Raw genomic sequence first — 24,588 nt, 5'->3', positions numbered from 1 at the left:
ATGTCAGTTGGCCCCGATTCGTCCCGGTCTGGGAATGCCGGGATTTTCCTCGGGGCCCGCCTTTTTACGTATTCCCTTGTACGGTGCCTGTCATCGACTCCGCCATCAGGCCCGTCACGCCCGGGTCAGCGTCCTACTGATAACGAGACGCTGCACCTGATTGGTTCCCTCGACGATCTGCAACACCTTCGCCTCGCGCATATAGCGCTCGACGGGGAAGTCCGCGGTGTAACCGTAGCCCCCGAAGACCTGCACGGCGTCAGTGGTCACCTTCATCGCCATGTCGGTGCAGAACAGCTTCGCCATCGCCGCCTCGGTCCCGTACGGCAGCCCCGCGTCCCGGCGCCGCGCCGCCGTCAGGTAGGCCGCGCGCCCGACGGCCACCGAGGTGGCCATGTCGGCGAGCATGAAGCCGACGCCCTGGAACTCGGCGATCGGGTGCCCGAACTGCTGCCGCGACTTGGCGTACTCCACCGCCGCGTCCAGCGCCGCCTGCGCCAGGCCGACCGCGCACGCCGCGATCCCCAGCCGCCCGGCCTCCAGCGCCGACAGCGCGATAGAGAAGCCCTGGCCCTCCACGCCGATCAGCCGCTCGGCCGGGACCCGCGCGCCGTCCAGCAGGACCTGCGCGGTCACCGAGCCCCGCATGCCCATCTTGTTCTCGGGCTTGCCGAACGACATTCCCGGGGTACCGGCCTCGGCCAGCAGGGCGCTGACACCCTTGGCGCCGTCGTCGGAGGTACGCACCATCAGGGTGTAGAAGTCGGCGTGGCCGGAGTGCGTGATCCAGGCTTTGGTGCCGGTGACGGTATAGGCCTCGCCGCTGTTGTCCCTGTCCCGCACCGCGCGGGTGGTCAGCGCCGCGGCGTCGGACCCGGACTGCGGCTCGGACAGGCAGTAGGCGCCGAGCTGGTCGCCGCCGAGCATGCCCGGCAGCCACTTCTCCTTCTGCTCCTCGGTCCCGAAGTTCGCCAGGCCGTAGCAGGCCAGGGAGTGCACCGACACGCCGAGACCGATGGTGAGCCAGTGGCGCGCCAGCTCCTCGACCACCTGCAGATAGACCTCATACGGCTGACCGCCGCCGCCGTACTGCTCGTCGTACGGCAGGCCCAGCAGGCCCGCGTGGCCGAGGGTCCGGAACACCTCGCGCGGGAAGCGCTCGGCGGCCTCGTACTCGGCCGCGCGCGGCGCGAGCTCCTTGGCGCAAAGATCCTGAACCAGCTCAAATAGGGCACTCGACTCATCGGTGGGGAGAGTCCGCTCCACGGCGACCATCAGATGTCCACCACCACGAGCTCGCGCGTGGTCAGGTTGAGGCGCTCGCCGCCGTCGGCGGTGCACACCGCGATGTCCTCGATGCGCGCGCCGTGCTTGCCCGCCAGATAGATGCCGGGCTCGACGGAGAAGGCCATGCCGGGCTCCAGGGGCCGCGCGGAGCCGGCGACGATGTACGGCTCCTCGTGCGTCTCCAGGCCGATGCCGTGGCCGGTGCGGTGGATGAACTTCTCGCCGTAGCCGGCGGCGGTGATCAGGTCGCGGCCGACCGCGTCCAGTTCCTCGGCGGTGATGCCGGGGCGGATCGCCTCGCACTGCGCGGTCTGTGCGGCCAGCAGCACCGCGAAGTACTCGGCGTACTCCGCCGAGGGCGCGCCGAGGCTGTAGTTGCGGGTGGAGTCCGAGCAGTAGCCGTCGGGCATGGCCCCGCCGATGTCCACGACGACCTGGTCGCCGGCCTGGATCACGCGGTCGGACAGCTCGTGGTGCGGGGAGGCGCCGTTCGGGCCGGAGCCGACGATGACGAAGTCGACGGTCGCGTGCCCGGCGGCCAGGATCGCGTCGGCGATGTCCTGGCCCACCTCGCGCTCGGTCCGCCCCGGGCGCAGCCACTCGGGCACGCCGCGGTGCACGGCGTCGATGGCGGCCGCCGCCGCACGCAGGGACTCCACCTCCGCCGCGGTCTTGCGCATCCGCAGGTCGCCGAGCACCTGGCCGGCCAGCGTCTGCTCGGCGCCGGGCAGCACCCGGCGGAAGTTCAGGACCTTCTCGGCCCACATGTGGTTGTCCAGGCCGACGGTCCGCAGCCCCGCGGGCAGGCGGGAGGCGACCAGCGCATAGGGGTCGTCGGTCTCGGCCCAGGCCAGGATGTCCAGGCCGAGCCCGCCCAGCGGGGAGGCCTCGGCCGCGGGCTTCTCCAGCGCCGGCACGACCATCAGGGGGTCGCCGCTCGCGGGCAGGACCAGGCAGGTCAGACGCTCCAGCGGCAACGCCTCGTACCCGGTCAGGTAGCGCAGGTCGGCACCAGGGCTGATCAGGAGGGCGTCCATACCGGACTCGGCGGCAGCCTTTTGGGCGCGGGCGAGGCGGTCGGTCAGATCATGTGTGTGGTGTGTCACGAGGGCCAGGATAGTGGCCGCGCGGAGTTCCATCGATGCGGAGGAATCAGGAGATGTCCGGCGTGGCTCGCCAGGGCGCGCGCCGACGTAACACCTGCCACAGCGGCACGGCGGCCGCGGCCACGAACAGGCCGAACAGCGACATCGGGGTGAGATAGAGGATGTGCGCGGGGTGAGCGGTGACCCCGGCCCAGTTGTAGTGCCAGTTGGCCGGCAGGTCCGCCGCCATGATCGCCACGCCGAACGGGACGACGGCGGGGTGCGCCCGGACCGCGAGGTACACCGCGAGCGAGTCCAGGACGACCAGCGAGTAGAAGAGCACCTGGACCGGCCCGGAGACCCAGTCGTAGGCGTCGACGCCGCCGGCGACGAGGTCCTGGACGTGCGAGGCGGCGCCTTCGAGGAAGCCGATCGCGTACACCGCGAGCGCCGTCTTCGCCGCCGTCGGCAGCCCGGTCCACCGCTCCGGCTGCCGCCCCCGCCATCGCCACCGTATGCCGCTCGCCACCGCGACAGCCTTTCATGCCGCGACTATCGTCGGCCTCATGAGCGCGAATGCAGCCGCGATCGGCATCGTCGTCGCAGACCTGCCCGTGTCCGTCGCCTTCTATGAGCACTTCGGCCTCACGTTCACCGGCTTCGACCCCGGCTCCGACGCCGCGCACGGCCACGCCGAGGCCGAGCTCGGCCCGGGCCTGCGCCTGATCCTCGACACCGAGGAGTCCATCCAGTCCTTCACCTCCGCGTGGACCCGGCCGTTCGGCAGCCCGCGCACGACCGTGTGTTTCCAGTTCGAGGCGCCGCACGACGTGGACGCCAAGTTCGCCGAGCTGATGGAGGCCGGGTATCACGGGCTGCGCGGGCCGTGGGACGCGCCGTGGGGTCAGCGTTATGCGTCGGTCATCGATCCGGACGGCAGCGGTGTGGATCTGTTCGCGCAGCTCCAGTAGCTCCAAGCAGCACGCTGCGAAGGCCGGTGGGCGTTAGGATCGCCGGATCGTCGAGGCATCCGTCGAAGACAACGGGAGCGTTATGTGAGCGTGGGGGGCCGGGGCAGCGCCGGGAGTCAGAAGCGCGGCGGGGGCACGTCCTCGCCGACGCTGGAGACGGTCGCGGCGGCCGCCGGGGTGTCCCGCGCGACGGTGTCCCGGGTGGTCAACGGCGGCACGCGGGTCTCCCCGGAGATCCGCGCCGCCGTGGAGGCGGCCATCGCCGAACTCGGCTACTCCCCCAACCGCGCCGCGCGCTCCCTGGTGACCCGCCGCACCGGCTCGGTGGCGCTGGTGGTCAGCGAGCCGGAGGCGCGAGTCTTCAGCGACCCGATGCTGGCCGGCATCACCCGCGCCATCGGCAAGGCGCTGGCCGAGACCGACCTGCACCTGGTCCTGATGATGGCCCCGGCCGGCGCGGCGCGCCGCCGTCTGACCCGGTACCTGCTCGGCGGCCACGTCGACGGCGTGCTGCTGATGTCCCTGCACGGCGACGAGCCGTTGCTGAAGCAGCTGGCGCAGGCCGCGCTCCCGGTGGTCCTGATGGGCCGGCCGATGAGCCCCCTGCCGATCCCGCACGTGGACTCCGACAGCGTCGACGGCGCCCGCCAGGCCACCGCGCACCTGCGCGCCCTCGGCCGCACGAAGATCGCCACCATCGCCGGCCCCGCGGACATGTGCGCCGGCGTGGACCGCCTGCTGGGCTACGTCGAGGCGCTGGACGGCGCCCCCGGCATCGTCGCCCACGGCGACTTCAGCATGGCCTCCGGCGAAGCCGCGATGACGGAGCTGCTGCGCCGCGAACCAGACCTCGACGGCGTCTTCGCCGCCAGCGACCTGATGGCCGCCGGAGCGCTGCGAGCGCTCCGCGCAGCCGGCAGGCGGGTCCCGGAGGACGTCGCGCTGGTCGGCTACGACGACTTGGACGTCGCCGAACTCACCGAGCCGCCACTGACCACGATCCACCAACCGCTCCCAGACCTGGCACGCGCGATGGTCGCCTCGCTGCTGGCGCAGATCGCCGGCGAGCACGCGCCGGAGTCGGTGGTGCTGCCGAACGCTTTGGTGGTGCGGGCCTCGGCGTGATCGGTGTGATTCAGCATGATCTGCGTGATCGGCGTGCGGGGGGGCTGTCAGGTTGCTGAGGTCGGCGCCCCGAAGCGCGCGACGTAGTGCCAGACCCGCTTGAGCGCCTGCGGATCGTACTTCCCGGTCGCGGCGGCCTCGCCGATCACGCGCGGCGTCAGCAGGCCTTCCGGGGCGATCTCACGGGCCAGCTCGACGAATTCGGGGCCGCGGTAGTCCGGGTGGCGCGCCATCTCCTCCAGTGTCAGGCGGAAGCCCGGGTGCCATTCCAGACGGCACGGCAGCTTCATCGCCAGTTCCTCGACCTCCGTGCCCTGATAGCAGGGGTCGAGCACCAGCGCCTCCACGTCCTGGTCGAGCCGCACCAGGCCGTGGACCTGCGCCTCGATGTAGTCGTCGAGGGCGTCGGCCTCGGTGTCGGCGAGCGCCGGCCCGATCAGGTCCATGGCAGTCGCGACGCCGAAGTTCTCCGGTTCCAGATAGCTGTCCGGATAGCAGAACGTCGCGCGCTCCACCGCCTCCGCGCTGAGGACGAAGTGCGCAGATCCGAACCGCGGTGCGGCCCCGACCGGCTTGCCGCGGAAGTTCAGCGCGCCGTAGACCGGCCGTTCCTCGGCCGGGGCCCGATCGTACGCACCGCCGAAGATGCGGCTCTCCCAGCGCCAGCGGTCGCCGCCGGGGTGGGCGGTGAGGCCGCCGTTGCTTGTGCCGGTGACGAACTGCGAGCGGTACACCCCGGCCGCCGCCAGCGCCGCCAGGATCGGGGGCTCGCCGCGGTCCGGGTGGAAGTTCAATGTGACGCGTAGCGCCGGGTCGAGCGCCGGTCCCGTGGACCGCGCCGCCACGTGCGCCACCGCCAGTCGCGCCGGCTCCGACATCCCCTGGCTTGCCATGGCGGCAGTATGCCCGACGAGTGATCGCGAAGGCCGATCATATTTGCCGCTCACGCGGGCCACTCACGCCAGCCGCTCACGCCAGCCGCTCACACCTGCCGCTCAGACCTCCCCGATGATCCCGGCCATCCCCTCCGCCGACAGCAGATGCCGCGCCGCCAGCCGCACCGCTCCCAGCATCCCGGCGCGCTCGCCCAGCACCGAGGTCTCGATCGCCAGACTCCGCGTGGCCAGGGGCAGCGCGCGCCGGTAGATCACCGCGCGGACGTCGGCGAGCAGGTCCTCGTGCAGCTGCGCGAGGATGCCGCCGATGACGATCGTGTCCGGGTTGTGGAACGACACCAGCGAGGCCAGTACCTCCCCGATCCGCTGCCCGGCCAGCCGCACCTGCCGCCGGGCCGCCGCGTGCCCCTCGGAGACCAGGCGGACCACGTCGGCGGCGCGCGCCGCGTCCGCGCCCTGCGCGCGCAGCGCCGCCGCGATCGCCGCGCCGGAGGCCACCGCCTCCACGCAGCCGGTGTTTCCGCAGTGGCAGAGCACGTCCTCGTGCCCCGGCAGCTGGATGTGCCCGATGTCGCCGGCCGCGCCGGAGGCGCCGCGGTGCAGGACGCCGTCGGAGACGATGCCGCAGCCGATGCCGGTCCCGACCTTCACGTACAGCAGGTGCCGGCTGGCCTGGCGGTGCGTGTACTCGCCGAGGGCCATCGCGTTGACGTCGTTGTCCACCAGCACCGGCGCGGCGTAGCGGCCTTCGAAGAACGCCGGCACCCGGCAGCCGTCCCAGCCGGCCATGATCGGCGGACGCACCACGGTGCCGCTGGCGAACTCCACCGGGCCCGGGACGCCGATCCCGACCGCCCGCAGGTGCGCGGCCGGGCGCCCGGCTTCGGCGAGCAGTTCCTCCAGATCGGCGCGCACGCCGGCCAGCACGGCGTCGGGCCCGGTGTTGATGTCGATCGAGCGGGCCCGTTCGGCCAGCACCCGCCCGGAGAGCGTGGCGACCGCGAGCCGGCTGTGCGTGGCCCCCAAGTCGCAGCCGGCGACGACGATCCGCGCGTCCGACAGGTCCAGCGCCAGCGGCGGCCGGCCGCGGTCGGTGACCGCCGGTTCGGTCTCGACCAGCAGCCCGCGCTCGATGAGCAGATCCACGCGCTGCGCTATGGCCGCCCGGGACAGCCCGGTGGCCCCGACGATCGCCGAGCGCGTGGTCGCCGCACCGTCCGCGACCAGCCCGGCGAGCTCACTGAGCGACGCCATGCGCCGCCTGGCCGCACTGTTCATCAGACCCCTCCCGACCGCCGCCGGCCCATGATCCCCGACCGCTTCTTTATGACAGAACTAAGCCTAATGATGACTCTTGTCAGTCGTAAAGGGCGGTCATATCGTCGATCCCGGGGCCGGTGAGGGTCGGCCCCTGTGGCGGGAAAACGGCGCTCGGGAGGGCAGATGACGGTACGGGCGGGCATTGCCGGAGCGGGAATGGTCGCGGCGGTCCACGCCGACGCGATCCGCCGCGCCGGGGCCTCGGTCGTGGGCGTCGCCGCCTCGACGCCGGAGCGGTCGAAGGCGGCGGCCCCCAGAGTGGGAGCGGGCCGCGCCTTCGACTCCGCCGAGGAACTGGCGGTGTCCGACGAGATCGACGTGCTCCACGTCTGCACCCCGAACGCCCTGCACGGCCCCCTGGTCCGGGCGGCGCTGTCGGCTGGCAAGCACGTGGTCTGCGAGAAGCCGCTGTCGCTGACCGGCGCGGACTCCGAGGCCCTGGTCGAGCTGGCCGCGAGCACCGGACTGGTGAACGCCGTCCCGCTGGTCTACCGCTACCACCCGATGACCGTGGAGGCCCGCGAGCGGGTCCGGCGCGACGAGCTCGGCCCGATCCGGCTCATCCACGGCCACTACCTGCAGGACTGGCTGGCCCGCCCGGAGGACAACAACTGGCGCGTGGACCCGGCCGTCGGCGGGGCCTCCCGGGCGTTCGCCGACATCGGTTCGCACTGGTGCGACCTGGTCGAATGGATCAGCGGGCACCGGATCAGCGAGCTGACGGCCGCCACCCAGACGGTGCTGGCGCAGCGTTCGGCGGCCGGCCGCGAGACTTTCACCGGATCCGGGGACGAAAGCCCGCCGGAATCAGCGGAAACGGAGCGGATCGCCGTCACCACCGAAGACGCCGTCCAGGTCCTGTTCCGCACCGATCGCGGCGCCACCGGCGCCCTGGTCGTCTCCCAGGTCTCGCCGGGCCGCAAGAACCGGCTCTGGTTCGAGATCGACGGCGCCGAGCGCAGCGTGTCCTACGACGGCGAGAACCCCGAGTCCCTGCTGCTCGGCGGCCGGGACCGCACCGAGATCGTCCGCCGCGACGCGCTGTCGGAGCCGGCGAACCGGATCAACGCGGTCCCCGCCGGCCACCCCTGGGGCTACCGCGACTGCTTCGCGGCCTTCACCGCGGACGTCTACGCCGCGATCCGGGACCCGCGGGCGTTCGCCGAGGGTGCCGAGACCGACGCGCAGGCCGTCCCGGCGTTCCCGACCTTCGCCGACGCCGCCCGCACCGCCCACATCACCGACGCCGTCCTGGCCTCGGCCGCACACCGCTCCTGGATCGAGGTGTCCTGACGATGAAGCTCGGCTTTCTCACCGCCTGCCTGCCCCAAGTCCCGCTCGCGGACATCGCCGCCTGGGCGGCCGAAAACGATTACGCCGCCCTGGAGGTCGCGGTCTGGCCGAAGGTCGGCGGCCGGGAGTTCGAGGCCAGCCACATCGATGTGGCGCACTTCGACGAGGGCCAGGCCGGCGAGGTCACCGAACTGTTCGCCAAGCACGGCCTGACGCTGTCCTCGCTGGCCTACTACGAGAACAACCTCCACCCGGACGAGGAGCGCCGGCAGGAGATCGCCGCGCACGTGCTGCACGCGATCGACGCCGCGGCACTGCTCGGCGTGGAGACCGTCGGCACCTTCATCGGCCGGCACCCGGGACTGAGCGTGAAGGAGAACGCCGCGCTCGCCGAGCAGACCTTCCCGCGGCTGGTCGACTACGCCGGCGAGCGCGGCGTGAAGATCATCATCGAGAACTGCGTCATGGAGGGCTGGCACCCCGACGGGTACCCCGGCAACCTGGCGTACTCCCCCGAGCTGTGGGAGTGGATGTTCTCCCTCGGGCTGTACCTGAACTACGACCCCTCGCACCTGCTGTGGATCGGCATCGACCCGGTGACCGCGCTCAAGCCCTACGTCGACCGCATCCCGCACGCGCAGGCCAAGGACACGCAGCTGGACCCGCTGGCGCGCGACCGCTACGGCTTCTTCGGCAAGACCCTGAGCCGCGAGCACCCCTGGGACGAGGGCTGGTGGCGCTACCGCGTCCCGGGCCTGGGCCAGGTGGACTGGAGCGGGGTGGTGGACACGCTGTACGAGGGCGGGTTCACCGGGGTGCTGAGCGTGGAGCACGAGGACCCGGTGTGGGGCGGCACCGAGGAGAAGGTCAAGCAGGGCCTGCAGATCGCCCACCGCACGCTGTCGCCCCTCATCGTCGGATAGCCGGGCCGCCACCGCCACCTCCGGCGCGGCGTACGCCGCCGTCCATCGCTGAACCGCTTAACCGCCGAACACTTCTAACCGAGGCCAGGCCATGACCCGCAACCCGAGCGTGCAGCTCTACTCCGTCCGCGACCACCTGACTGACTCGACCCAGCGCGAGAGCACCCTGAAGCGCCTCGCCGACATCGGCTTCACCGCCGTCGAGCCCTACGATCCGACGAACGACCCGGCGGGATTCCGCGCCCTGGCCGACGACCTGGGCCTGAGCGTCTCCGGCGCGCACGCCATGGCGCTGCTGCGCGAGCCGGACCCGGCGCCGGTGTTCGAGGCCCTGGCCACCATCGGCACCGACCTGGCGATCCTGCCGGCCGGCATCCCGGAGGACGACTTCAAGACGCACGACGGCCTCAAGCACGCCGCCGACACCCTGAACGCGCTGGCGGCCAAGGCCGCCGAGGCCGGACTGCGCTTCGGCTACCACAACCACTACTGGGAGTTCGAGCCCGTCCTCGACGGCCGGCACGCCCTGGAGATCCTGGTCGACCTGGTCGACCCGGCGGTGGTGTTCGAGATCGACACCTACTGGTCCACCGTCGGCGGCGCCGACACCCCGGCGGTCCTGGAGCGCCTCGGCGAGCGCGTGGTGGCCCTGCACGTGAAGGACGGCCCGACCGTCAAGGGCGAGCCGAACGTGGCCGTCGGCACCGGCGCGATGCCGGTCCCGGCCGTGCTGGCCGCCGCGCCGCGCGACGCCTGGCGCGTCATCGAGTTCGACGAGTGCGCCACGGACATCTTCGAGGCGCTGGCCGCGAGCCTGGCCTACGTGAACGGTCTGGAGGCGGCGTGAGCGACAACAGCGGGGGCGAGGCCAGCGGGGGCGGCGGGGGCGGCGGCGGCTCGGCGCGGTCCGGTCCGGTCGGCGTCGCGGTCATCGGCGCCGGCAACATCAGCTCGCAGTATCTGCGCAACCTGACCCGCTTCCCGGACCTGTTCGTCGTGGCGATCGCCGACATCGACGCCGCACGGGCTGCTGCGGCGGCAGCGGAGTTCGGCGTCCCGATCTCGGGATCGGTTCCGGACGTCCTGGCGCTGCCCGAGGTCGAACTGGCCGTGAACCTGACCATCCCGGCGGCGCACGCCGAGGTGGCCCTGGCCGCGGTGGCCGCCGGCAAGCACGTCTACGGCGAGAAGCCGCTGGCGCTGAACCCGGCGGCAGCCCGCCAGGTGTTGACCGAGGCGGCGGCGCACGGCGTGCGCGTCGGCAACGCACCGGACACGTTCCTCGGCGCGGGCCTGCAGTCGGCACTGCGCGCGGTGGGCTCGGGCCTGATCGGCACGCCGGTCGCGGCAGCGGCGGCGTTCCAGAGCCCGGGGCCCGAGAGCTGGCACCCGAGCCCGGAGTTCCTGTTCGCCCACGGCGCGGGGCCGCTGTTCGACATGGGCCCGTACTACCTGACGGCGCTGGTGGCGCTGCTCGGCCCGGTCCGCACCGTCGCCGCCGCCGGGCACAAGGCACGCGAGACGCGCGTGATCGGCTCCGGACCCAAGGCCGGAACGGTATTCCCGGTCGAGGTCCCGACGCACGTCACGGCCCTGCTGGAGTTCCGGGACGGAGCGGGCGCCACGACCACGCTCAGCTTCGACTCACCACTGCCCCGACAGAGCATCGAGATCACCGGCACCGAAGCCACCCTCCTGGTCCCGGACCCGAACAACTTCGACGGCAGCCTGCACCTGCGCCGACGGGGCTCCAAGGACACCGAGGAGATCCCGGCCACCGGCACCTCGATCGGCCGCGGCATCGGCGTCCTGGACATGGCCCGCGCCCTGCGCACCGGCACGGCCCACCGCGCGTCCGGCGAACTGGCACTGCACGTACTGGACGTGATGGCGGCGATCGCGACCTCGGCGCAGACCGCGGCGTTCGAGGACGTACCGGCCTGGACGGAGAAGCTGGAAACCCTGCCGGAGGCCTGGGACCCCCTGGAGGCGACGCTCTAAGCGCCCGCACCTGCACCCGACGCGCGCCGCCTCGCTTCAGGGCGATGGCGGCGCGTGGTCGTGGGTTGCCAGGTTGCCAGGTTGCCAGGTTGCCAGGTTGCCGAGTGGCCGGGTTGCCGGGTTGCCGAGTTGCCGAGTTGCCGAGTTGCCGGAGCATGCACATGCTCGCAGTCGACCGAGTTGTCGGCAGCAGCCGGTATACATATCGATAAGGGGTGATTATTCCCTAACAGAATGCCGTGACCAGCGCCGCCGGAACCACCCGGCCCGGAAACCAGCCGGCTACCGAATCCCGCCCGTCACCACCCGCAGCCGCCGCCGTACCGCGTCCCGCGGATCCGGCTGCCGCGCCAGCAGCACGCGGGCGATCCGCCCGGCCCGCGCCGCGCCCTCCGACGTGCCCTCACGCAGCGAGGTCACCAGCGCGCCCTCGACCAGCAGCATCAGCTCCGGGGCGAGGTTCTCGTGGTCGTCGCGGCCCGCTTCGGCCAGCAGGCGGTCGAGGTAGTCCGTGACCGCGTCCTTGTGCGCGACCGCTACTTCGTGGACGGGGCTGGTGCGGTCGGCGGCCTCGACCATGGCGTTGATGAAGGCGCAGCCGCGGTAGCCCGCGCCGTCGAGCCACTCCCCCAGCGCGTCGAACACCGCGATGGGGCGTTCGCCCGCCGGGAGCCCGTATCCGGTGATGGTCTCCCGCAGCCATGCGCGCCAGCGTTCGTCGGTGCGGGTCAGGACGGCGATCACCAGCTCGTCCTTGCTCGCGAAGTGCCGGTAGAACGAAGCCCGCCCCACTCCCGACACCGTCAGGATCCGCTCCACGCCCACGGCGCGGATTCCCTCTGCGTAGAACAGGTCCTCGGCCGCCGTCAGCAATCGCTCGCGCGCCTGTACCGCCATGGCCGTCAATGGTATCGATCGGTTCCGCCGGAGCGCCAGCGCTGAAGTGTGGAACGGAATCGAACGGTACCGTATTGACCACAACGCATTGACATCAAACGGTACCGATCGGTGCCGATCGCACACCGCCCGGCGCCCCCGGCATCAGCCCACGCAAAAGCCCCGGCCCCCAAAAACGGGAAGCCGGGGCCCAAAAACAAACCCGCTACGCGACAGCCTTCTTCAGCGCTTCGGCACGGTCGGTCCGCTCCCACGTGAAGTCCGGCAGATCGCGCCCGAAGTGCCCGTAAGCCGCGGTCTGCAGGTAAATCGGCCGCAGCAGGTCCAGGTCGCGGATGATCGCAGCCGGCCGCAGGTCGAACACCCGCAGCACCGCCTCCTGGATCTTCACGTCCTCGACCAGCCCGGTCCCGAACGTCTCCACGAACAGGCCCACCGGCTCAGCCTTGCCGATCGCGTACGCGACCTGCACCTCGCAACGCTCCGCCAGCCCGGCGGCGACCACGTTCTTGGCCACCCACCGCATCGCGTACGCGGCCGAGCGGTCCACCTTCGACGGGTCCTTGCCGGAGAACGCGCCACCGCCGTGCCGGGCCATGCCGCCGTAGGTGTCCACGATGATCTTGCGGCCGGTCAGGCCGGCGTCGCCCATCGGCCCGCCGATCTCGAAGCGCCCGGTCGGGTTCACCAGCAGCCGGTAGTCGGAGGTGTCCAGCTCCAGCGCGGCGATCTCCGGCGCCACCACCTGCTCGCGGATGTCCGGGGTGAGCAGGTTGTCCAGGTCGATGTCGGAGGCGTGCTGGGTGGACAGGACCACGGTGTCCAGCCGGACCGCCTTGTGCCCGTCGTACTCGATGGTCACCTGGGTCTTGCCGTCCGGCCGCAGGTACGGCACGGTGCCGTCCTTGCGGACCGCCGCCAGCCGGCTCGACAGGCGGTGCGCCAGCGCGATCGGCAGCGGCATCAGCTCCGGGGTGTCGGTGCAGGCGTAGCCGAACATCAGCCCCTGGTCGCCGGCGCCCTGGCGGTCGAGCTCATCGGTGTCACCCTCGACGCGGGCCTCGTAGGCGTCGTCGACACCCTGGGCGATGTCCGGGGACTGCGAGCCGATGGACACCGACACGCCGCAGGAGGCGCCGTCGAAGCCCTTCTTGGACGAGTCGTACCCGATGGCCAGGATCGTCTCGCGGACCAGGCGCGCGATGTCGGCGTACGCGGTGGTGGTCACCTCGCCGGCGATGTGCACCTGGCCGGTGGTGAGCAGGGTCTCGACGGCGACCCGGGACTTCGGGTCGTCCTTGAGCAGGGAGTCGAGGATCGCGTCGCTGATCTGGTCGGCGATCTTGTCGGGGTGCCCCTCGGTCACCGATTCGGAGGTGAACAGGCGGCGGACGGTACCGGACATGGGTACTCCTCAGTTCGCAGCGGCTGCTGACTACAGGTCGACGCGACGCCCCGGTCCTGGAACGACACGCACGCGCCTGGTCGGCGCGTGCCTGTCACGAAGATCGAAACGACCGCGCCACCAGTTTAGTCGGTGGGAGTCCGCAGCTTAAGTACCCGGTCCCAGATGACGTCCGCGAGCCGCTCCTTCGGACCGTCCGGAATCGGGTCCTCCGAGCCGTCCGCGCCGATCACGACGGCCGCGCTGTGGTCCGCGCCGAAGGTCAGGGCCACCCCGACCTCGTTGACGACCAGCAGGTCGACGCCGTATTTCGCGAGCTTGGCGCGGCCGTGCTCCAGCCACGTCCCCTGCGCATCACCGGTCTCGGCAGCGAACCCGACCACCGTCTGCCCCGGCCGCGACCGCGCGTGACCGAGCTCACGGAGCACGTGCGGGTTCTGGACCAGGCGAATCTCGGGTGCTGAGAGGTCGTCGGCCTTCTTGATCTTCGAATCCGCGGGTTCGGCGGGCCGGAAGTCCGCGACCGCCGCGGCCATCACCACGATGTCCGCGTCCCGGGCCGCCGCGCGCACCGCATCGCGCAATTCCGAAGTCGTCGACACCCGCACCACATCGACCCCGGCGGGGTCCGGCAGCGCGGTGTTGGCCGCGACGAGCGTGACGCGCGCGCCCCGCGCGGCCGCCGTGCTCGCCAGCGCGTAGCCCTGCTTGCCGGAAGATCGGTTGCCGATGTAGCGCACCGGGTCGACCGGCTCGCGCGTGCCGCCGGCCGAGACCACGACGTGCAGCCCGGTCAGATCGGCCTCGGCGGTCCCGCGCGCCAGCAGCGAGCGGCAGTACTCGAAGATCGCCGAGGGGTCGGGCAGCCGGCCCTTGCCGGTGTCGGCGCCGGTGAGCCGGCCGACGGCGGGCTCGATGACGTACAGGCCCCGGCGGCGCAGCGTCGCGACGTTCTCGACGGTGGCGGCGTTCTCCCACATCTCGGTGTGCATGGCCGGCGCGAAGACCACCGGGCAGGTGGCGGTCAGCAGGGTGTTGGTGAGCAGGTCGTCGGCCAGGCCGTGCGCCGCCCTGGCCAGCAGGTCGGCGGTGGCCGGGGCGACGACGACCAGGTCCGCGTGCCGGCCGAGGCGCACGTGCGGCACCTCGTGCACGCGCTCCCACACCTCGGCGGCCACCGGCCGCCCGGACAGCGCGGCCCACGTCGGCTCGCCGACGAAGTGCAGCGCGGAGGCGGTCGGGACCACGGTGACCGCGTGCCCGGACTCGGTGAACAGCCGCAGGAGCTCGCAGGCCTTGTACGCGGCGATGCCGCCGCCCACGCCGAGAACGACGTTGGGCGACGGCATCGAAGATTCTTCAGTCACGCTTCGACCCTAATGGGATCAGCGCGCGACGGCCGACCTGGGGTCGGCGCCGGAATGAAGCCGCTACTGGATGACCGAGCCGGGCGCACCGGCCTCGATCGGCTCCGCGGTCAGCAGGCCGGCGTTGATCTCGCGCAGCGCGATCGACAGCGGCTTCTCGTGGACGTGGGTGTCGACGAGCGGGCCGACATACTCCAGCAGGCCCTCGGACAGCTGGGAGTAGTAGGCGTTGATCTGCCGAGCGCGCTTGGCCGCGTAGATCACCAGGCTGTACTTGGAGCCGGCGGCGTCGAGCAGCTCGTCGATCGGCGGATTGATGATGCCTTCGGGCTCAGTGGCGGACACGCGTGAGGACTCCTGTCGCAGCAAGATCATTTCTGGGTCTGCACGGCCCAGACGCACAAGGATACCAGTTTGCGGAGCCCCGACCTGCCGATCAGGCGTTCGTCCCGGCGGTCACCAGCTCGACCAGTTCGGCGGCGGCGGCCTCGACCGTGGTGTTCACGATCGTCACGTCGAACTCGCTCTCCGCCGCCAGCTCCACGCGGCCGGTCGCCAGACGCCGCTCGATGACGTCCTCCGGCTCGGTGCCGCGGCCGCGCAGCCGCTGCTCCAGCACCTCCCACGAGGGCGGGGCCAGGAAGACCAGGCGGGCGGCGGGCATCGCCGCGCGGATCTGGCGCGCGCCCTGCAGTTCGATCTCCAGAAGGACCGGCTGGCCGGCGTCCAGGCGCTGCTCGACGGCGTGGCGCGGGGTTCCGTACATGTTGCCGGCGTACTCGGCGTACTCCAGGAACTCGCCCTTGGCGATCAGGTCCTCGAAAGCAGGCCGGTCGTAGAAGAAGTAGTGCACCCCGTCGACCTCGCCGGGCCGGGGCGTGCGGGTGGTGGCCGAAACCGACAGCCACACCTCGGGGTGAACCTCGCGGACGTGCTTGGCAAGGGTTGTCTTGCCGACGCCCGACGGGCCCGAAAGCACTGTCAACAGTGCGGGGGCGGTGGTGTCGGAACCGTGGCCGTCCGTTCCGGCGCGATCGCTCATGAGAGAAGATCGTACCGGGCCGCAGGGCCGCGATTCCGACGGTTGAACCGCGTCGCCTTGCCTCGGCGTCTCAGATGAGGCGCCGGGGCTCGGCTGACGTCACGCGCCGAATTCACGCTCCAGCGATGCGATCTGATTGGCGCCGAGCCCACGGATACGGCGCGTCTCGGAAATGTCGAGACGCTCCATGATCTGCTTGGCCCGGACCTTTCCGATGCCGGGCATCGATTCCAGAAGAGCCGAGACCTTCATCTTGCCGATGATCTCGTTCTTCTGGCCTTCGCGCACGACATCGGACAACGTCACGCCGCCCGCCTTGAGACGGAGCTTCAAAGCGGCGCGCTCACGCCGCGCTTCGGCTGCCTTCTGAAGTGCGGCCGCACGCTGTTCTGGAGTGAGGGGCGGAAGAGCCACGCCTGTTCACCTCTGGACTTCGAGTACTGTCGGTGGACTTGTCCGAGTTCGACCGAGGCCTATGGCATGCCTCGAACTCCCCCAAGACATACGGGACCTCACCTGGCGGACGAGTCCCGCGGATACAACTGGTGGAACGAATCCGCAGCGTACACCCGTAGTCGGGGGCAAGGAGAGGGGATCGGCGCTTCTCGTGAGCTGGACCGGTGTGCAAACCCGGCGAAAAGGGGGCGAGTCCGGCGTAATTCGTGGTGGAATTCAGGGCTCGAATCAACTCGTCATGCCCCTGATATCGCGTCAGATACGTTTGCCCGAACCGGCATTAGGGCGCGCCGAGGTATCGGTCACGACCGCGTTCGGCCTGTGACGCATCCACGCTTTGAGCAACGCCGGGACAAGGACGGAATATCGCACGGAGGTTCAAAGCGCGCCGGAGAAAGTATCGCAGGACTGGAAGTCCCCCGTCTGGTAACCGGTGAGGAACCACTGCTGACGCTGCGCCGCCGAGCCGTGCGTCCAGGTCTCGGGGGTCACCCGGTGCTGGAATTGAGCCTGGATCCGGTCGTCGCCGACCGCGGCCGCGGCGTCCAGTCCGTCGGAGATGTCCTGCTTCGTGAGGTCCTTGATCAGAACCCTGCCGCCGGCGTCCTTCGTCGTCGTCGCGGAGTGCGCCCACAGCCCGGCGTAACAGTCTGCCTGGAGCTCGACCCGGACCGCACCACTGTTCGCGCCCTGCTGGGACGACTGGCTGTTGCGAAGCGCGCCGGTGAGGTTCTGGACGTGGTGGCCGTACTCGTGCGCGATGACGTAGGCCTGTGCGAACGGACCGCCGCGCGCGCCGAACTTCGTTTTGAGCTCCTGCCAGAAACCGAGGTCGAGATAGACCGTGCGATCGCCCGGGCAGTAGAACGGCCCGACGGCGGAGGTCGCGCTGCCGCAGGCGGTGCGGGTGGCGCCGCTGAAGATGACGGTCTGGGCCGGCGGGTACTTCTGGTTGTTGCGGGCGAAGAAGCCGGTCCAGTAGTTCTGCACGGAGTTCACCACGGCCACCGCGCGGCAGTCGTCGCTGACGTTGGCGTCGGCGCCGGTGCGGCACTTGGCGGCCAGCGAGCCGCTGGTGACGGGGCCGGCGGCGTTCCCGCTGCCGGCGGAGGACAGGGAGTTCGAGGACGTCCCGGAGCCGTCGGTGAGCGCCAGCGGCACGCCGACCACCGCGGCGATCAGCGCCAGGATCAGCCCGACCAGGCCGCCGCGGCCGCCGGGCAGACCGAAGCCGCCGCCGAATCCCCCGCCGAGGCCACCGCCCCGGGAGGGCCCGGAGCCGCGCTCGTCGCGGACCTGGCCGGAGTCCAGCTGGGCGTCGTCGTCGAACTGCATATCGCAATCTTCCTGGACGAATCGCCCGGGCCTGCGCCGACACGCGGGAGCGCGGTCGGGGCTCGTCCGGGGTTCTTCCGGGAGTGCGGTAACGACCGCCGGCACCCGGCGTCTGGAAATTCGAGCCCTGAGCTACTAGCCTGCGCGCGTTCCGCGAGTGTCACAGGTCACATCGGGAGTAGCGCAGGCCGCACGGAAGGAACCGCCGCCATGGCGCATGGGCACCATCACCGTTCCGCCCCGCAGCGTGGCGCCCGGATGTCGGTGCCGATCACGCTGGTCGTCCTCCTGGTGCTGGGCGCGTCCGCCGGCGGGGCCGCCTGGTACGCGGCGGGACACCGGCACCCGTCCGGAGCCGACGGAGCCGGCGGAGCGGGCGGCGGCCAGGTCTCGTGCCCGGTGACGGGGCCGACGACGATCTCGGCGGCGGTCGCCCCGGACCTGGCCGGGGTGCTGGCGCCGGTGCTGACGTCGCAGCCCGTGCCGTGCGTGCGGGTGGTGATGACGTCGGCCGACTCGGCGGACACGGCGCACTACCTGGCCGGGAGCGGGGCGGCGCCGGCGGGGGTGAAGAGTCGGCCGGACGTGTGGATCCCGGACACGTCGCTGTGGCTGGAGCTGGCCCGGGCGACCGGGGCCGGGCAGGCGCTGCTGCCGCAGACCGGGAACTCGGTGGCGGATTCGCCGACGGTGGTGGCGTCCCCGAAGCCGGTGGCGGGGTTGTTGGGCGGCGCGGGGGCTTCGGGGGCGTTCAGCTGGGAGCAGTTCGTGAAGCTGGCGCTGACGCAGAGCCAGGGGGCGCCGAGCACTCAGAACCCGAAGGCCGGTGCACCGCCGGTGGTGGCGATCGCTGATCCGACGCACGACGGCGCGGGGCTGTCGGCGCTGATCGTGCTGGACGGGATGTTGACCCAGGCGGTGAACGATCCGCAGCTGAAGGTCGGGATCACCGGGTTCGTCAAGGGGATGGCGGACAATGCCGCGGGCTCGATGACGGCGCTGATGGCGAAGCCGGCCGCGAACGTCGCGGCGTTCCCGGCGTCGGAGCAGGAGGTGTTCCGGTACAACAGCCGCAAGCCCGCGGTGCCTTTGGCCGCGCTGTATCCGTCGGACGGTTCGGCGTCGCTGGACTATCCGTTGGTGGTGCTCAACGGCGCGGACAACGCGCACGCGATGGCGGCGAACGCCCTGCTGACGTACTTGCGGACGACGGCTCAGGACGCGTTGCGGCAGCAGGGTTTCCGGTCGCCGGACGGGGCGCCGTCGCAGGTGCTGGCCGCGGATCCGGAGCTGCACGGGAGCCAGCTGGCGGCGGCCACGCGGGCCGATTACGGGCAGGCGCCGCAGGCTTTGGCGCTGTGGGCGACGTTGACGCGGCAGCTGCGGATGCTGGCGGTGGTGGACGTGTCGGGGTCGATGGCGCAGACGGTCGTCGGGACCGGGCAGACGCGGCTGGAGCTGACGGCGGGGGCGAGTGAGAAGGCGATGACGCTGTTCGGCAGCCACGCGGCGATGGGGCTGTGGACGTTCACCACCAGCCGCGACACGGCCGGCTCGACCGTCATCGACCAGGTGCTGCCGATCGCGGAGCTGGGCTCGGCGGACGCCGGCGGGGCCACGCACGGGCAGCGGATGACCGCGGCGTACGGGGCGCTGGCGGACAAGCCGGGGTCGCGCAACGGGCTGTACGACGCGCTGCTGGCGGCGTACCAGGCGGTGCAGAAGGGCTGGGATCCCGCGCGGGTGAACACGGTCGCGGTGTTCACCGACGGGAAGGACGACAACCTCAACAGCATGAGTTCGGACCAGCTGATAGCGAAGCTGCAGGCCGCGGTCGATCCGGCGCGGCCGGTGCGGGTGTTCGTGGTGGCGCTGGGGGCGGACGTGGACCTGACCCTGCTGAACAAGATCACGGCGGTCACCGGCGGGGCGGCCGTGCACTTCAGCGACATGGGGCAGATGACGTCGGCGATATTGGGGAGCACTGAGACGCACTGATGACGCGCTGACATGGCTTCCGGGGCGATCATCGCAGGGTCCGTGTATGGCGCGCGTAAGGACGCGAAGGGCCGCCGGCCGCCCACTGCGGGATTCCCGTGTTAACGATCTGGTACGAACCGCATGACAGACCCGAGCCGGAATCGGGAAACTGCCTCCATGGCATTTCACTGCGGCGCGCCGACACGCGACGGAAGCCCGTGCCAACGCCACGTCCGCGAACCGGGCACCCGCTGCCCCCAGCACCGCAACCTGGGCGGCACCGCCCTGCACCCCCCGCGCCACGCAATGCGCATCATCACCCTCGCCGACCCGAGGCTGACCAGCGCCCCCACCGCCTGGACCACCGCCCGCGCGGACCTGATGGCGCGAGCCAGCGAACTCCGCGCCCGGGTGACGCCAGGGGCGGGCCAGGAGTCGCAGGACTCCGCAGCGGGAACCCTCGCTGACGAGGAGCTGATGACGGAGAACGCGCAGCCGGAGGCGGGGCCGGAGCCGGACGCCGGCCCGGTCGGGCCGCTGTCGTACCTGGACCGCGAGCGGAGCCGGCGTGCGCGGGCGGCGGGAGCTGGCGTGGTGGAGCGGGCCGAGGTGGAGCGGGCTGAGTTGGAGCGCGCCGAGGTGGATGCTGAGGTAGAGCACGCCGGGGCGGGGGCTGCGGCTGAACCGGAGCAGGAGCTGGTGCAGGCGCGCGGGGCTGGCGCGGCGCAGCACGAGCAGGCCGAGCCGGAATCGGAGCATATGCCTGATACTGAGCAAGAGCAGGGCGATGCCGGGCAAGAGCAGGGCGATGCTGGGCAGGAGCCCGAGGCTGGCGAGCCGGAAGTCGCGCTTGAGGTCGAGCCCGAGGCTGGCGTATCAGGGCCCGAGTCGACGCTTGAGCTTGGGCCTGCGCAAGAGGGCGATCCTGAGCCGGCGCGCATGTCGGGCGCGTCGGTCCGGAAGCCTTCGGACACCGTGCCGGAGGCCGAGCCCGCTGAACCGGCGCGCGTGCCTGCCATGCCGGTCAGCCAGAAGTCCTACCTTGACCGCGAGCGTGCTGATCGCAAGCGTCGCGTGGAGGAAGTCGCCGATGAGGCCGAGGCGCGCCCTGCGGAGCAGCGTCCGTTGTTGCGGAGGGAGCGTGCGCTGGATCCCGACTGGATCGGTGCGCGTCCGCTCTTCCGCGACGAGGCTCCGACCCGGCCGCTGCCGCGGATCGAGTTCGAGCCCTCTGAGACGTCTGAGGGTGCCGACCCCGCGCCGCCCCGCAGAACGCCACGCATCGGGCCGATGCGCAGCGTCGTGCTCGGTGCGCAGGCGGATCAGGCTGTTGCCGAGCCGGACCCTGATCCGCCGACGCTCATCGATCGCATGCCGCCGATCGATCCTGATGATCTGGTGGTTCCCGAATTCCTGCGTGCCGACTTCGTTCCGCCCGAGCGTCCGATGCATCCGTCGCCGAACCGGCCGCCGCTGCCGCAGCGCAAGCGCAAGCCACGGGCTGCTCCGATTCCGACTCCGGCTCCTGCTCCGATTCCTGTTCCTGCTCCGGCTCCTGCTCCTGCTCCTGCTCCGGCCCCTGCTGTCGTGCCCACGCCCCCGGCTGCGACCCCAGCCGCAGCGGCCAACGACATCGCGGTCCCCGACTTCATCGTCCCGGGCTTCACCGAGCCGGCGCCGGAGCCGCCGCTGCGCACCGTCCTGTCCACCGTCCTCGGCCCCGAGCTGTGGCAACGCTGCTACGTCGAGTGGAGTCCGGCGCACTGCACCGCGCTGGCGCGCATCGCACGCAACGTCGACGGCCTCGCGCCCTCGGCCAGCGCGGCGGTCCGCTCCACCGCCGGGGCCGGTATGCGGTGGCTGGGGGTGGCGCGGGAGCGCGAGATGCTGGCGGATCTGGTCGCCGGCGCCATCTCGCATCCGGCCGGCGCGACCTCCGCGAACCAGGCACGCACCGTCCGCCTCTACGGTGCGGCGATCTGCATGGCGCTGAACGTGCCGCTGCGGCGCTGCGCCTGTCATCGCGATCTGGAGCGTGACGTGTCTGGCGAGCTCATCCGGCTCGGGTTGGAGGAGTTGGCCGGGGAAGTGCCCTGATCCCGGTAATCCTGGTCATCCCGGCGCCCCTCCCAGCAATCTGACGCCCCATCAGATTTCCGCTACGATGCCGCCATGCGAGGAATCCTGGGGTGGGGCGTCCACCTGCCGTACCGCCGCCTGGACCGCACCGCCATCGCACCCGTGGCCGGCGCCGGAGGCGGAACCGGCACCCGCGCCGTGGCCTCCTACGACGAGGACACGACGACCATGGCCGTCGCCGCCGCCCGCGCCGCGCTGCACCGGGAAGGCGAAAGCAGCAGGGGCGACCGCGGCCGGCTCGCCGACACCATCAGAACCCTGTGGCTCACCACCACCGCCCCCGCGTACCAGGACCGCACCAACGCCACCGCCCTGCACGCCGCCCTCCGCCTCCCCCGCACCACCGCCGCTTACGACGCCACCGGAGCCGTCCGCTCGACGACCGCCGCGCTCGACGCCGCCCTGACCGGGACCGGAACACACCTCGTCGTCGCCTCCGACCTCCGCACCGGCCGCCCCGGCAGCGCCGACGAGTCGGCCGGCGGCGACGCGGCCGCGGGCTTGCTCGTCGGTGATGGAACCGACGGCGCTCCCGTCTTGGCCGAACTCCTCGCGCACACCAGTACTACCGAGGAGTTCCTCGACCGCTGGCGCACGCCCGGCGATCAGACCTCGAAGACCTGGGAGGACCGCTTCGGGGAGACGCGCTACGCCACGCTCGCCACTGAAGCCTGGGATGCCGTGCTCGCGGCGGACGGCAAGGTTTCGGATGACATCGACATCCTGCTTGTGGCCGGCACCCACGAGCGCGCTGTGAAGTCCGTTCTGAAGAAGACCGGCGTGTCGGCCGCACGTCACCACGACCCGTTCACGAGAACGGTCGGCAACTCGGGCGCGGCCCATCCTGCGCTGTTGCTTGCATCAGCCCTCGAAGTCGCGCAGCCAGGCCAGACCATCGTGCTCCTGGTTCTGGCGGATGGCGCCGATGCCTTTCTGTGGCGCACGACAGAAGCTCTTGCGTTCTACCGCCCCGCACGCCCCGTTGCGGACCAGCTCGCAGAGTCTGGCAGCGTGTCCTACGGCCGCTACCTAGCCTGGCGCGGGTTCCTGGCCGTCGAGCCGCCGCGCCGTCCTGAACCGGCACGCACCTCCGCGGCGGCTGCCGCGCGCGCTGCGGAGTGGAAGTTCGCGCTCGTTGGCAGCGAGAGTGCGGACGGGGCCACCGTTCATCTCCCGCCGTCCTCGTTCGACACGGCTCCGCACCCGGCGGCGGGCAGTGAGGGGACGATCGTGACGTTCACCGTCGATCGGCTCGCGTACTCGCCTAGTCCGCCGGTGGTCTTCGCCGTCGTCGACTTCGATGGTGGGGGGCGCCTGCCGATCGAGCTCACTGATGTTGACGCTGAGGAGGTCGCGATCGGGATGCGCGTTGAGGCGACGTTCCGTCGTCTGAGCAGCGCCGACGGCGTCCACAACTACTTCTGGAAAGCGCGGCCCGTCCGCCGCACTGGCGGCCGCACGGAAAGGGAGAGCTGCTGATGGCCTCGCACGGCATCAAGGACCGCGTCGCGATCGTCGGCATGGGCTGCACGCGCTTCGCAGAGCATTGGGACAGCGGGGCTGACGAGCTTCTGTTGTCGGCGACGTCTGAGGCGTTCACCGGGGCTGGCCTGGCGAAGGAGGAAATCGACGCGTACTGGCTCGGCACCGCGCAGTCCGGGATGAGCGGCATCACGCTGGCTCGGCCGCTGGAGCTGGAGGGCAAGCCCGTCACCCGCGTCGAGAACTACTGCGCGACGGGCTCTGAGGCGCTGCGCCAGGCTGCGTACGCGGTCGCGTCGGGCGCTTACGACGTCGCGATGGCTGTCGGGGTTGAGAAGGTGAAGGACTCTGGCTACCAGGGTCTGAACGCGTTCCCGATTCCGGGCGACGGCACCGCCCGCACGGTCACCGCTGCCGCGATGTTCTCCATGGTCGTGCCTGCGTATGGGGCGAAATACGGCGTCGGTGCGCAGGAGATGCGCGAGGTCTTGGCCCGCATCGCGTCCAAGAACCACGCCAACGGCGCTCGCAATCCCAAGGCACAGTTCCGTAAGGAGTGGTCGGTCGAGCAGCTGCTCGCGATGCCGCGTGTGGCTGGGGAGTTGTCGGTGTTCGACTGCGCCGGCGTGGCTGATGGGGCGGCGGCGGCGATCGTGGTTCGTGCGGAGGACGCGCTGCGGTATACCGACAGGCCGCTGTATATCAAAGCCCTGTCGCTGGTCGCTGGCAACGGCTTGGCTCTGGGCGACCCGGCCTACGACTACACGACCTTCCCGGAGATCGTCGCCGCCGCCGAGGACGCGTACCGCCAGGCGGGACTGACCGACCCGCGTCGCGAGCTGGCGATGGCCGAGGTGCACGACTGTTTCACCCCCACCGAGCTCGTTCTGATGGAGGACCTGGGCTTCTGCGAGCGTGGGAAGGCGTGGCAGGACGTTCTGTCCGGGGCGTTCGAGCTCGACGGAGACCTTCCGGTCAACCCCGACGGCGGGCTGAAGTCCTTCGGACACCCGGTCGGGGCTTCGGGGCTACGGATGATGTATGAGGCCTGGCTCCAGCTGCGCGGTGAGGCGCCGGAGGAGCGGCGGATTGGGACGTTCGGGCGGCGGGAGCTTGCGCTGACGCATAATCTTGGGGGGTATCCGGGGGAGATGGTGGGGTTTGTGTCGATTCTTGGTGCGAAGGTGGGGTGAAGGGGGGTGCTTCTGGCTTGGGGGCGGTTCTGGCTTGGGGGCGGTGCTGGGCGGTGCTGCCGGGGTAGGGGCGGTGCTGGGCGGTGCTGCCGGGGTGGGGTTGCTCGGCGGTTTTGCAGGCGATCTTTGTCGGCGGCGCGTGCTATATCTGTGTATAAGGGGCGATAATTCCCTAACAAAATGCCGGCATGCCCGAGTCGCACACTGCGGGTCAGGCGCCACTGCTGTTTGTCGGCAGGCGGCGGTGTGTTCTTGGGGTACAGGCGATTTTTACGGCTTCGCGCACGGTTTGATGACCTCGCGGGGGGACGCAGTTCGGTTGAGTAGTCCTGGCACGGCGTTGCCGCGCCGTCGTGGCGGCGCGAAAATGACCGGTGTGGGTGCTGTCCGT

At 71.1% G+C, this 24,588-nt stretch carries 22 protein-coding genes; 10 read left to right on the top strand and 12 right to left on the bottom strand.

Annotation, left to right across the window (positions count from 1 at the left end):
• Positions 1-114: 114 nt before the first annotated feature.
• The 3 genes from ABH935_RS47615 to ABH935_RS47605 are packed head-to-tail and all read right to left on the bottom strand — an operon-like array spanning position 115 to position 2,901.
• The gene (locus ABH935_RS47615) at positions 115-1,275 is read right to left on the bottom strand and encodes an acyl-CoA dehydrogenase family protein (RefSeq protein WP_370384633.1); all 1,161 of its coding nucleotides are present in this window, start codon (positions 1,273-1,275) and stop codon (positions 115-117) included.
• Positions 1,275-2,426, bottom strand: a complete 1,152-nt coding sequence (locus ABH935_RS47610; RefSeq protein ID WP_370384632.1) for a M24 family metallopeptidase — start codon at positions 2,424-2,426, stop codon at positions 1,275-1,277. Before ABH935_RS47610 ends, ABH935_RS47615 begins: the two co-directional genes overlap by 1 nt.
• A gap of 13 nt (positions 2,427-2,439) precedes the next feature.
• Positions 2,440-2,901 carry a hypothetical protein gene (locus ABH935_RS47605; protein ID WP_370384631.1) on the bottom strand — a complete coding sequence of 154 codons (462 nt, stop codon included), beginning with the start codon at positions 2,899-2,901 and terminating at the stop codon, positions 2,440-2,442.
• A gap of 37 nt (positions 2,902-2,938) precedes the next feature.
• On the opposite strand from ABH935_RS47605, the gene ABH935_RS47600 reads away from it, so the two are divergent.
• On the top strand, positions 2,939-3,343 hold the full coding sequence (locus ABH935_RS47600) for a VOC family protein (protein WP_370384630.1): 405 nt from the start codon (positions 2,939-2,941) through the stop codon (positions 3,341-3,343).
• Positions 3,344-3,427: 84 nt separating this feature from the next.
• Entirely contained in the window at positions 3,428-4,468 is a 1,041-nt protein-coding gene (locus tag ABH935_RS47595) for a LacI family DNA-binding transcriptional regulator (RefSeq protein ID WP_370384629.1), read from the top strand.
• A 47-nt stretch (positions 4,469-4,515) separates the two neighbouring features.
• Here ABH935_RS47595 and ABH935_RS47590 read toward each other — a convergent pair whose 3' ends face one another.
• Entirely contained in the window at positions 4,516-5,361 is an 846-nt protein-coding gene (locus tag ABH935_RS47590) for a DUF3626 domain-containing protein (protein WP_370384628.1), read from the bottom strand.
• 102 nt (positions 5,362-5,463) lie between these two features.
• Entirely contained in the window at positions 5,464-6,618 is a 1,155-nt protein-coding gene (locus tag ABH935_RS47585) for an ROK family protein (protein ID WP_370384627.1), read from the bottom strand.
• A gap of 189 nt (positions 6,619-6,807) precedes the next feature.
• Here ABH935_RS47585 and ABH935_RS47580 point away from each other — a divergent pair, with 189 nt between their 5' ends.
• The 4 genes from ABH935_RS47580 to ABH935_RS47565 all read left to right on the top strand — a co-directional run bounded on the left by ABH935_RS47580 (position 6,808) and on the right by ABH935_RS47565 (position 10,901).
• Positions 6,808-7,977 (top strand): Gfo/Idh/MocA family protein, encoded by a 1,170-nt coding sequence (locus ABH935_RS47580; RefSeq protein ID WP_370384626.1) that lies wholly within the window; start codon positions 6,808-6,810, stop codon positions 7,975-7,977.
• Between the two features lie 2 nt (positions 7,978-7,979).
• On the top strand, positions 7,980-8,900 hold the full coding sequence (locus ABH935_RS47575; RefSeq protein WP_370384625.1) for a sugar phosphate isomerase/epimerase family protein: 921 nt from the start codon (positions 7,980-7,982) through the stop codon (positions 8,898-8,900).
• Between the two features lie 91 nt (positions 8,901-8,991).
• Positions 8,992-9,747 (top strand): sugar phosphate isomerase/epimerase family protein, encoded by a 756-nt coding sequence (locus ABH935_RS47570; RefSeq protein ID WP_370384624.1) that lies wholly within the window; start codon positions 8,992-8,994, stop codon positions 9,745-9,747.
• Positions 9,748-9,830: 83 nt separating this feature from the next.
• Positions 9,831-10,901: a Gfo/Idh/MocA family protein gene (locus ABH935_RS47565; protein WP_370384653.1), complete on the top strand. Its 1,071-nt coding sequence runs from the start codon at positions 9,831-9,833 to the stop codon at positions 10,899-10,901.
• Between the two features lie 282 nt (positions 10,902-11,183).
• On the opposite strand, the gene ABH935_RS47560 is transcribed toward ABH935_RS47565, so the two are convergent.
• From ABH935_RS47560 to ABH935_RS47530, 7 genes are all read right to left on the bottom strand, one after another.
• Positions 11,184-11,798, bottom strand: coding sequence for a TetR/AcrR family transcriptional regulator (locus ABH935_RS47560; RefSeq protein WP_370384623.1), 615 nt, complete (start codon positions 11,796-11,798; stop codon positions 11,184-11,186).
• A gap of 205 nt (positions 11,799-12,003) precedes the next feature.
• Complete coding sequence (gene metK, locus ABH935_RS47555) at positions 12,004-13,203, bottom strand: methionine adenosyltransferase (protein ID WP_370384622.1); 1,200 nt, start codon at positions 13,201-13,203, stop codon at positions 12,004-12,006.
• Positions 13,204-13,328: 125 nt separating this feature from the next.
• Positions 13,329-14,552 carry a bifunctional phosphopantothenoylcysteine decarboxylase/phosphopantothenate--cysteine ligase CoaBC gene (coaBC, locus tag ABH935_RS47550; protein ID WP_370384652.1) on the bottom strand — a complete coding sequence of 408 codons (1,224 nt, stop codon included), beginning with the start codon at positions 14,550-14,552 and terminating at the stop codon, positions 13,329-13,331.
• Positions 14,553-14,633: 81 nt separating this feature from the next.
• On the bottom strand, positions 14,634-14,945 hold the full coding sequence (gene rpoZ / locus ABH935_RS47545) for a DNA-directed RNA polymerase subunit omega (RefSeq protein ID WP_194921380.1): 312 nt from the start codon (positions 14,943-14,945) through the stop codon (positions 14,634-14,636).
• A 61-nt stretch (positions 14,946-15,006) separates the two neighbouring features.
• Positions 15,007-15,612: a guanylate kinase gene (gene gmk / locus ABH935_RS47540; protein ID WP_370384621.1), complete on the bottom strand. Its 606-nt coding sequence runs from the start codon at positions 15,610-15,612 to the stop codon at positions 15,007-15,009.
• Between the two features lie 99 nt (positions 15,613-15,711).
• Positions 15,712-16,026: an integration host factor, actinobacterial type gene (gene mihF / locus ABH935_RS47535; protein WP_015793934.1), complete on the bottom strand. Its 315-nt coding sequence runs from the start codon at positions 16,024-16,026 to the stop codon at positions 15,712-15,714.
• Between the two features lie 420 nt (positions 16,027-16,446).
• Positions 16,447-17,403, bottom strand: a complete 957-nt coding sequence (locus ABH935_RS47530) for a neutral zinc metallopeptidase (protein ID WP_370384620.1) — start codon at positions 17,401-17,403, stop codon at positions 16,447-16,449.
• 210 nt (positions 17,404-17,613) lie between these two features.
• Here ABH935_RS47530 and ABH935_RS47525 point away from each other — a divergent pair, with 210 nt between their 5' ends.
• From ABH935_RS47525 to ABH935_RS47510, 4 genes are all read left to right on the top strand, one after another.
• A complete protein-coding gene (locus tag ABH935_RS47525) occupies positions 17,614-19,401 on the top strand; it encodes a substrate-binding and VWA domain-containing protein (protein WP_370384619.1) in 1,788 nt (595 codons plus the stop codon).
• A gap of 159 nt (positions 19,402-19,560) precedes the next feature.
• Positions 19,561-21,480 (top strand): hypothetical protein, encoded by a 1,920-nt coding sequence (locus tag ABH935_RS47520; protein WP_370384618.1) that lies wholly within the window; start codon positions 19,561-19,563, stop codon positions 21,478-21,480.
• Between the two features lie 75 nt (positions 21,481-21,555).
• Positions 21,556-23,001, top strand: a complete 1,446-nt coding sequence (locus tag ABH935_RS47515; protein WP_370384617.1) for an OB-fold domain-containing protein — start codon at positions 21,556-21,558, stop codon at positions 22,999-23,001.
• Complete coding sequence (locus tag ABH935_RS47510) at positions 23,001-24,197, top strand: acetyl-CoA acetyltransferase (protein ID WP_370384616.1); 1,197 nt, start codon at positions 23,001-23,003, stop codon at positions 24,195-24,197. The genes ABH935_RS47515 and ABH935_RS47510 overlap by 1 nt, the downstream gene beginning before the upstream one ends.
• The last annotated feature ends 391 nt before the right edge of the window (positions 24,198-24,588 follow it).

Origin of the sequence: Catenulispora sp. GAS73 (genome assembly GCF_041262085.1) — a bacterium.
In the GTDB taxonomy this organism is placed as follows: domain Bacteria; phylum Actinomycetota; class Actinomycetes; order Streptomycetales; family Catenulisporaceae; genus Catenulispora.
The sequence above is the reverse complement of the archived record's forward strand: the minus strand, read 5'-3'. Positions and strand labels throughout refer to the sequence as shown.